Annotated in this window: 6 protein-coding genes; 3 read left to right on the top strand and 3 right to left on the bottom strand. The window is 74.3% G+C overall.

Features of this window, described 5'->3' with window-relative positions:
* Positions 1-574: 574 nt before the first annotated feature.
* On the bottom strand, positions 575-1,984 hold the full coding sequence (gene pdxR, locus FM110_RS04220; RefSeq protein WP_159457969.1) for a MocR-like pyridoxine biosynthesis transcription factor PdxR: 1,410 nt from the start codon (positions 1,982-1,984) through the stop codon (positions 575-577).
* 87 nt (positions 1,985-2,071) lie between these two features.
* Between pdxR and pdxS the strand changes: the two genes are divergently transcribed.
* Complete coding sequence (gene pdxS / locus FM110_RS04215) at positions 2,072-3,001, top strand: pyridoxal 5'-phosphate synthase lyase subunit PdxS (protein WP_407641025.1); 930 nt, start codon at positions 2,072-2,074, stop codon at positions 2,999-3,001.
* A gap of 98 nt (positions 3,002-3,099) precedes the next feature.
* Positions 3,100-3,687: a pyridoxal 5'-phosphate synthase glutaminase subunit PdxT gene (gene pdxT, locus FM110_RS04210; RefSeq protein WP_268802190.1), complete on the top strand. Its 588-nt coding sequence runs from the start codon at positions 3,100-3,102 to the stop codon at positions 3,685-3,687.
* A 42-nt stretch (positions 3,688-3,729) separates the two neighbouring features.
* Here pdxT and FM110_RS04205 read toward each other — a convergent pair whose 3' ends face one another.
* Entirely contained in the window at positions 3,730-4,494 is a 765-nt protein-coding gene (locus tag FM110_RS04205; RefSeq protein ID WP_087102967.1) for an IclR family transcriptional regulator, read from the bottom strand.
* A 305-nt stretch (positions 4,495-4,799) separates the two neighbouring features.
* On the opposite strand from FM110_RS04205, the gene FM110_RS04200 reads away from it, so the two are divergent.
* Positions 4,800-7,376 carry a GcvT family protein gene (locus FM110_RS04200; protein ID WP_087102975.1) on the top strand — a complete coding sequence of 859 codons (2,577 nt, stop codon included), beginning with the start codon at positions 4,800-4,802 and terminating at the stop codon, positions 7,374-7,376.
* Positions 7,377-7,546: 170 nt separating this feature from the next.
* On the opposite strand, the gene FM110_RS04195 is transcribed toward FM110_RS04200, so the two are convergent.
* Entirely contained in the window at positions 7,547-8,464 is a 918-nt protein-coding gene (locus FM110_RS04195) for a LysR family transcriptional regulator (protein ID WP_087102965.1), read from the bottom strand.
* Between the last annotated feature and the right edge of the window lie 209 nt (positions 8,465-8,673).

Raw genomic sequence — 8,673 nt, 5'->3', positions numbered from 1 at the left:
CGTCTGGGGGAAGCGGGGCGTGCGGAGGGCGCGGAGCCGAGGGTGGAGGCCCTGGCCGGGTCGCTCCGTTCGCCTCGATCTCTGCGTTCCGGCTGTCACGGGGGATCGACGTCTGCGCCTTGGTCGCTATATGGCATGGATGACGACCGAAACGCAGACGTCGATGTTGCGGGTGCCGGTCTCTGTCATCGAGGTGCGCGTTGCTGTCGTTTTCCTGGATCGAGGTTCACGTTGCTGTCGGTATAGGACGGCTTTCCGACGCATTCGTGCCTGTCGATGTCCTCGCGGGGGTCACCCGACGCGGATCCCGTCGAGACGCACGTTTGCGTCGTTTTCCTGGATCGAGGTGCACGTTGCCGTTGGTGCAGGGCTACTTTTCGACGTCTTCGTGCCTGTCGATGCGGGAGGAGCGCTTCCCTGGATGCGCCTCGAAGGCCGAGGCGTGTGGGGTCCTCGTCCGTGGTCGTGGTCGTGACTGTCGTTGTCTTGAGCGCCCGCTCCGTGTCGCCCCGGGCGCCGGCTCTGTCGTCGGCCCAGGCGCCCACCCTGTCGTCACCCCCGGCGCCCGCCGCGCTCAGAGCGCCGCGACGAGTCGCCGCAGCCCCTCGTCGAGGTCGTCGTCGGGCACGCCGAACCCGACGACGATGCCCGGCCGCGGCGCCCTGTCAGCCCAGTAGCGGTCGAGTGACTCCACGCGCACCCCGGCGCGGGCGGCGCGTTCGAGGAGCGGGCCGACGGGCGCATCGGCCAGCATGATCGCGGCCAGTCCGCCCGGCACGTCCTGCACGGAGAGGCCGGGCACCTCACTCAGCCGGTCGCGGAGCAGCTGCAGGCGGCGGCGATGCCCCGGTCGCGCGCTCTGCAGCTGCCGGTCCAGCGCGCCGTAGCCGACGAAGGCCGCCATCGCCGCCTGCGGCACCGCGCCGAGCGGCGTCCCGACCGCCCGGCGCACGCTCGCGAGCGACTCGAGGAGCCAGGCAGGTGCGAGGAGGTGGCCGGCGACGATGCCGGGATCCGCGAGCGAGGACAGGCTGCCCAGCAGCACGGTGCAGGGATCGGCCGGATCGTCGAGCCCGGCGAGAGCGGGCAGCGGCGCGCCCTCCCAGCGCCATTCGGCGGTGTGCTCGTCCTCGACCACCACGAAGCCCTCGGCCCGGGCCCGCTCGAGGATCGCCAGCCGCCGCCCGACTGGGAGCGACCCGCCGAGCGGGTGCTGGTGCGACGGGGTCACGACGAGGACGTCGAGGCCGCGCGGCAGACGTTCCGGATCAAGACCCTGCCCATCGACCGGGACGTCGACGACGCGATCGCCGCGGACATGCGGGATGCGCCGCAGGCTCGGATACCCGGGCGACTCGAAGCCCACCGTGAGAGGGCGCCCGTGGCGCTGCTGCAGCGCCGTGAGCAGGAGCATCAGGCCGTCGCGGGTCCCCGCGGTGACCGCCACGTGCTCGGCCGACGCACGCACGGCACGCACCCGTCGCAGCCGCTCGGCGAGCACCTCCCGCAGGGCGCGGGAGCCGAGCGGCTCGGCGCGGACCCCGTGTGCGCTCGCCGCCGCGTCGCGCCAGGCCCGTCGCCACGCGGGCGACGTCAGCGAGATAAGCCCACGGGAGGCTCCGGGGCGTAGATCGATCGGAGCCGGTGCCGCACGGGACAGGTCGGACGTCGGCGACGCGACGGGTGCTCCGGCCCGCGGATGGCGGGGCAGAAGGGCGAGGGCGGGATCGACGACGGTGCCGCTGCCGCGCACGGCCGCGAGGTAGCCCTCCGCGCTCAGCTGCAGGTAGGCGCCGACGACGCTCCCGCGCGAGACGCCCAGCCGCTCGGCGAGCGCGCGCGAGGACGGCAGCGGGTCGCCGGGGCGCAGGGTCCCCTCGGCGACGAGGGCACGGATCTGCGCGGCGAGGCGTTCGGGCACGGACCCTTCGGGACCGGTCGTCGGATCGAGCGGCAGGTGCACGGGGCGAGCGGAGCGGGGCACATGCACATCCTCGTCCGGCGAGGGGTATGTGGTCCATCGGAACACGCGAAAACTGGAACTGGTGATGGACCACTGCAGGGGGCGAGCATGGTGCCCATGGCACAGAACACCCCAGGTACCGACGCCCCCGCCACCGGCAGCCCCCTCGTCAAGCGCGGCCTGGCCGATATGCTCAAGGGCGGCGTCATCATGGACGTCGTCACCCCCGAGCAGGCCCGCATCGCCGAGGATGCCGGGGCCGTGGCCGTGATGGCCCTCGAGCGCGTGCCCGCCGACATCCGCGCCCAGGGCGGCGTCTCCCGCATGAGCGACCCGGACATGATCGAGGGGATCATGCGCGAGGTCTCCATCCCCGTCATGGCCAAGGCGCGCATCGGGCACCAGGTCGAGGCGCAGATCCTCGAGCACCTGGGCGTGGACTACATCGACGAGTCCGAGGTCCTCAGCCCCGCCGACTACGCCCACCACATCGACAAGCAGCCCTTCACCGTGCCGTTCGTGTGCGGCGCCACGAACCTCGGCGAGGCCCTGCGCCGCATCGCCGAGGGCGCCGCGATGATCCGCTCCAAGGGCGAGGCCGGCACCGGGGACGTCTCCGAGGCCACCAAGCACATCCGCACCATCCGCAAGCAGATCGCCGAGCTCGCCGCCCTGCACGCCTCGAGCCCCGAGGAGCTGTACGTCGCGGCCAAGGAGCTGCAGGCCCCCTATGAGCTCGTGCGCGAGGTGGCCGAGCGCGGCGAGCTGCCCGTCGTCCTGTTCACCGCCGGCGGCGTGGCGACCCCGGCCGATGCCGCGCTCATGATGCAGCTCGGGGCCGACGGCGTCTTCGTGGGCTCGGGCATCTTCCACTCCGGGGATCCCGCCCGCCGGGCCGCGGCGATCGTCCGCGCGACCGCGCAGTACGACGACCCCGCCGCGGTGGCCGACGCCTCCCGCGGACTCGGCGAGGCGATGGTCGGCATCTCCGTGGCCGACCTCCCCGCCCCGCACCGTCTGGCCGAGCGCGGCTGGTGACCGCGCTCGTCCCTGGGCCCGACGGGCCTGGCCCTGCCTCCGACGGGCCTGGCCCTGCGCCGAGGCGCAGCGGTCCGGCCCGGCCGCCGCGCGTCGGCGTGCTCGCGCTGCAGGGCGGGGTCCGCGAGCACGCCCGGATGCTCGTGGGCCTCGGCGCCGACGTCGTCCCCGTGCGCCGGGCCGATCAGCTCGACGCTCTGGACGCGCTGGTCCTGCCGGGCGGTGAGTCCTCGACGATCGACCGGCTGCTGCGCGTCCTCGACCTGCGCGATCCCCTGCGGGCGGCGATCGCGCAGGGCCTGCCCGTGCTCGGCACCTGCGCGGGACTGATCCTCCTGGCCGATCGCATCGAGGACCCGGCCCCGGGCCAGCAGACCCTCGGCGTGCTCGACGTGACCGTGCGCCGCAACGCCTTCGGTCGCCAGGCCGACTCGAGCGAGGAGACCGTCGCGACGGTGCTCGGGCCGGTGCGCGCCGCGTTCATCCGCGCCCCGCTGGTCGTGTCCGTGGGGGAGGGCGTCGAGGTGATCGCCCGCCGCGGGGCCGAGCCGACGGACACCGATGCCCCGATCGTCGGCGTTCGCTGCGGAGATGTCACCGGCATCGCTGTCCATCCCGAGCTCACCGGGGACGCGACGTTCCACCGGGCGCTGCTTGGACAGGCGGCGGTGCGCCGGGCGGGCTAAGCGGCCCGGGCCCCGCCCGTGCCGTCAGCCCTGCCCGGACCGTCAGCCCCGCGCGGCCCGCCAGCGCCCGGTCGCGTCCAGCAGGCCGCGCATGCGCTCGGCCGTCGCGGCGAAGCGCTCCGGGTGCAGGGCGTGCACGGGCCCGGTGACCGACAGCGCCCCCTCGAGCGCGCCCGCGGCGTCGAACAGCGGGATCGACACGGCGGTAATCGACTCCTCCCACTCCTGGTCGACGGCGGCCCAGCCCTGCTCGCGCACCCGATCGAGCTCGGCGCGCAGGGCGTCGGCGTCGGTGATGGTGCGTGCTGTCCAGCGCTCGAGGCCGGCGGCGATCGCGGCCTCCACGACCTCATCCCCGCTGTGGGCCAGCAGGCACTTCCCGGAGCTCGTGGCGTGCGAGGGGGTGCGCTGGCCGATGTAGTGGCGGGGCGCCCACAGCCCGTGGCCGCCGAGCGCCTGGGACACGTTGACGGCATGGATGCCGTCGAGGATCGCCACGTTCGCGGTCAGCTCGAGATCGGCGCCCGTGCGGTCGCACAGCGCCTGCGCCACCTGGGAGAAGTCCGGCCGCGCCGAGACGGTGCTCGCGAGACGGACCAGAGCCGGGCCCAGGCGGAAGCCGCCGCGGGCGCCCGGCACCGCCTCGACGAGCGCATGCGCGGCGAGCGAGGCGAGCAGGCGCGAGGCCGTCGACTTGTGGACCTCGAGCTCGGCGGCCACCTCGGTGACTGTCCGCGGGGAGCGCGCCCCGAGCAGCTCGAGGATCCTCGCCGCCCGGTCCACCGACTGCACCGCCGTGTCGCTCATCGTTCCCCTCGCTCTCCTGCGCGCCGTCGCGCGCCAGACCGCGAGGCGTTCGGCCCTGCCCTCCCGCACAGTGTCCTCCCGCGCAGTCCGACCGCATCGCGGACATTGTGGCGCATCTCTTGACGCGCCCGACGCCCGCACGGTTCGATGGGTGCACATTACGCAGTCGTTGCACAACCCGCAACACCGGCCGCACCGGCGGTCGACGTCGTCGTCGCACGGACGCGGCGGGAGACGCGGTGAGCGCGACATGCTGCGGATGGCCCGCCCCCACCGGCCTCCGGGCCCGAGCGATGGAGACGATGATGACTCTCGCGACCCGCACCACGGCACCCGCCGCCCCCGCCCAGCCCCTCGTCGGCCCCGGCCGTCGCGTCGTCGTGATCGGAGCCGGTGTCGTCGGCGCCGCCCTCGCCGACGAGCTCGTCGCCCGCGGCGTCACCGACGTGACGATCGTCGACCAGGGCGATCTCTGGGAGACCGGCGGCTCGTCCTCGCACGCCCCCGGCTTCGTGTTCCAGACCAACCCCTCGCGCGTCATGTGCTTGCTCGCGCAGCGCACCGTCGCCAAGCTCGCCGGACTCCAGTCCGACGGGCAGCCCGTGGTCGACGCCGTCGGCGGCCTCGAGATCGCGACGACCGAGGGCCAGCTCGCCGAGCTGCGCCGCCGCCTGGGCTTCGCCCGGGCCTGGGGCGTGCCCGCCGAGCTCGTCGACGGCGACCGCGCCGCCGAGCTGTGGCCCGGGCTCGACAGCGACCGGATCCTCGGCGCCCTGCACACGCCCACGGACGGCGTCGTCCACTCCCGGCGCGCCGTGCGCGCCCAGGGCGAGCGGGCCGTCGCCGGCGGCGCGACGGCCCTGGGCGCCACCCGGGTCGTCGAGGTCTGCGTCGAGGACGGGCGCGTGACGGGCGTCGTCGTCGAGAACGCCCTCGACGGCGGCGACCGCCGCACCATCGAGGCCGACGCCGTCGTCGCCTGCGGCGGCATCTGGGGGCCGGCGCTGACCCGGCTCGCCGGGGTCGAAGCCCCGATGCAGCCGATGGAGCACGGCTTCGCGTGGACCGAGCCCCTGGCGTCCCTCGCCGGCGCCGAGCAGGGACCCGAGTCCCCGACGCGGCCGATCGTCCGCCATCAGGCCGCCGGCGTCTACTTCCGCGAGTTCGGCGAGCGCATCGGCATCGGCGCCTACGAGCACCGGCCCATCCCCGTGGACCCCGAGAACCTCACCGACACCGCCCACATGCGCGCCACCGGCACCCATCCGGCGAAGCGGGAGTTCACCCCCGCGGACTTCGAGCACGGCTGGAAGGCCGTCCAGGAGGTCCTGCCCGAGACCGCGGGCCTCGAGCTCGGCGACGAGTTCAACGGCGTCTTCTCCTTCACCCCCGACGGCGGCCCCCTGCTGGGCCCGTCGCGCACCGTCGGCGGCTTCTGGGTGGGCCAGGCCGTGTGGGTCACGCAGAGCGCCGGCTGCGCGCAGGTGCTCGCGGAATGGATGACGACGGGGGACCCGGGGATCGACCCCCACGAGCTCGACCTGCACCGCTTCGAGCCCTCGACCCTCTCGCGCGGCTGGATCCGCGAGCGCGGCTGCGAGTCCTACGACACCGTCTACGACGTCTCCTTCCCGCGCGGCTCCACCTCCGTCCAGCGGGGCCGCAAGACCTCCCCGTTCTACCTGCGCCACCAGCTCGCCGGGGCGGTCTTCACCGAGGCCTCCGACTGGGAGCGCCCCCAGTACTTCGAGGAGAACGCGCGGATCCTCTCCTCGGCCGCGTTCCGCGCCGCCGACACCGGGGTGCCGGTCCACGTGCCCAAGCACGACGCCTGGGACCACGCGGGGTGGTCGGCGATCGCGGCCGCCGAGGCCTGGTCCACGCGCACGCGGGCCGGGCTGTTCGACATGTCGGCCCTCTCCCGCTTCCTCATCGAGGGGCCCGGCGCGACGGACTTCCTCGAGACCGTGTGCAGCGCGAAGGTCGGGCGCAGGGTCGGCACGGTCGCCTACGCGATGCTGCTGGACGACAAGGGCGGCATCCGCTCCGACGTGACCGTCACGCGCCTGGCCCCGGAGCGCTACCTCATGGGCTCCAACGGCCCCCTCGACCTCGACCACCTGCTGCGGATGCGGCCCGACCCGGCGATCCACATCGAGGACATCACCACCTCCACCTGCTGCCTGGGCCTGTGGGGGCCGCGCGCCCGCGACATCCTCGAGCCCATCACCGAGGGCGACATCTCCCATGAGGGTCTCGGCTACTTCCGCGCGGCGGAGATCATGGTGGCCGACGTGCCGGTGCTCGCGCTGCGCGTCAGCTATGTCGGCGACCTCGGCTGGGAGCTGTACACCGACGCCGCCTACGGCCTGCATCTGTTCGATGCGATCCGGGCCGCGGGCGCCGAGCACGGCCTGGTCCTCGCCGGCCGCCTGGCTTTCAATTCGATGCGCCTGGAGAAGGGGTACCGCTCCCACGGCACGGACGTGACGCGCGAGGACACGCCGGCCACGAGCGGGCTCGGCTTCGCGGTCAGCCCCCGCAAGACGGAGTTCATCGGCCACGACGCGCTCGCGGCCCTGCCCGACGGCGGCGGGCTCACGGAGGACGCGCCGCACCTGGCGACCGTCGGGCTGCGGATGGAGACCGGGGTGCCCGACGCCGGCAGCCCGGTGACCGACGCCGACGGGCAGGTGGTCGGCTGGGTCACCAGCAGCGACTACAGCTACGAGACGGGCCAGGTGCTCGCCTACGTGCGCGTCCCGCGCGCGCTCGCCGAGGTCGGGACGGCGCTGCGGGTCGAGCGCCTCGGGCGCTCTCTGCCCGCACGGGTCCTGGCCGATCCCGTGGTCGATCCCGAGGGCGAGCGCATCCGGCGTTGAGGCTGCGGGCGGGCCGTGGCGGAGCTCCCGTCACGGCCCGCCCGCCGACGTCCTGGGCCGCACCTGCGGGCCCGGCGCGGCCCGCCCGTCCTCGCGCCGCGCAGCATCCGGGGGCCGGTCGCGGCGCGCAGCACCCGGGGGCCGGTCGCGCCGGTTCGTCCGCGGATGGTTCAGGTCGGCTCGTCCGCGCTGCGCGGCGCCGCCTCCTGCATCAGCTCCAGGGCGCGGGCGACGAGCGGGAGGCGACGGCCGCCCCGACGGATCGCCGCGACCACGCGCCGACTCGGCAGCGAAGGACCGGCGATCGGCACGCGCACCACGTCATAGGTCCCGGCGACGGGGGCGAGCCGGGGCACCAGGCCGATGCCGAGGCCCGCCTCGACGAGCGCCGCCTCGGTGTCCCACTCGACGACCTCGTGGGCGATCCGGGGCGTGGAGCCGGCGGCCGTGAACGCGGCGACGAACAGGGCGCGGTACTGGGTGCCGGGACGGTCGGTGATCCAGGGCTCGTCGGTCAGCTCCGCGAGCTCGACGCTGTCGCGGTCCGCGCAGCGGTGCCCGGCGGGCAGGAGCACGTCGAGTGTGTCATCGTGCAGGGGCAGCTCCTCGAAGCGGGCGTCGGGAGCGGCGTCGACGGACAGCAGGGGCACCACCACGGCGATGTCCAGGCGGTCGGCCGCGAGCAGCTCGAGGCAGCGCTGGGGCTCGGCCTCCACCAGCTGCAGCTCGAGCCCCGGCAGCTCGTGGCGCAGGTCGGTGACCGCGGGGATCACGATCTGCGTGGTGGCCGTGGAGAACGCGCCGACGCGCAGGCGGGGGTGCGGCGCCTCGGACTCGGCGCGCAGATCCCGGCCGATCCGATCGGCGAGCTCGAGGAGATCCGCCGAGGAGGCGACGAGGCGCTCACCGGCGGGGGTGAGGCGCAGCGTGCGCCCCTCGCGCACGAGCAGGGGGATGCCGAGGTCGCGCTGCAGCTCGCGCAGCTGGGTCGAGACGGCCGAGGGCGAGTAGCCGAGGAGCTCGGCGGTCGCGGCGATCGTGCCGGCGTGGGCGAACGTCCGCAGGGTCGTGATTCGCAGATCGATCATGCAGGAATTCTGCACAGATCTGTGCGAGAAGCAACGCTTGTTGCGTGCGATGGGATGGTCCTAGCGTGGTGCCACGGCGTCAGATCACATCTGCTCTGACCCCACCACGGGAGTGATGACACCATGACCACGGATTTCTCCGCCCCCGCCGCGGCGACCGCACCCGCCCCCGCGGCGGGGGCGGAGAAATCCGTGGTCATGGTGTCATC

Source organism: Brachybacterium nesterenkovii (genome assembly GCF_900163655.1).
Classification (GTDB): Bacteria; Actinomycetota; Actinomycetes; order Actinomycetales; family Dermabacteraceae; genus Brachybacterium; species Brachybacterium nesterenkovii.
Note: the sequence above shows the minus strand (reverse complement) of the source record. Positions and strands in the feature narration are given on the sequence as shown.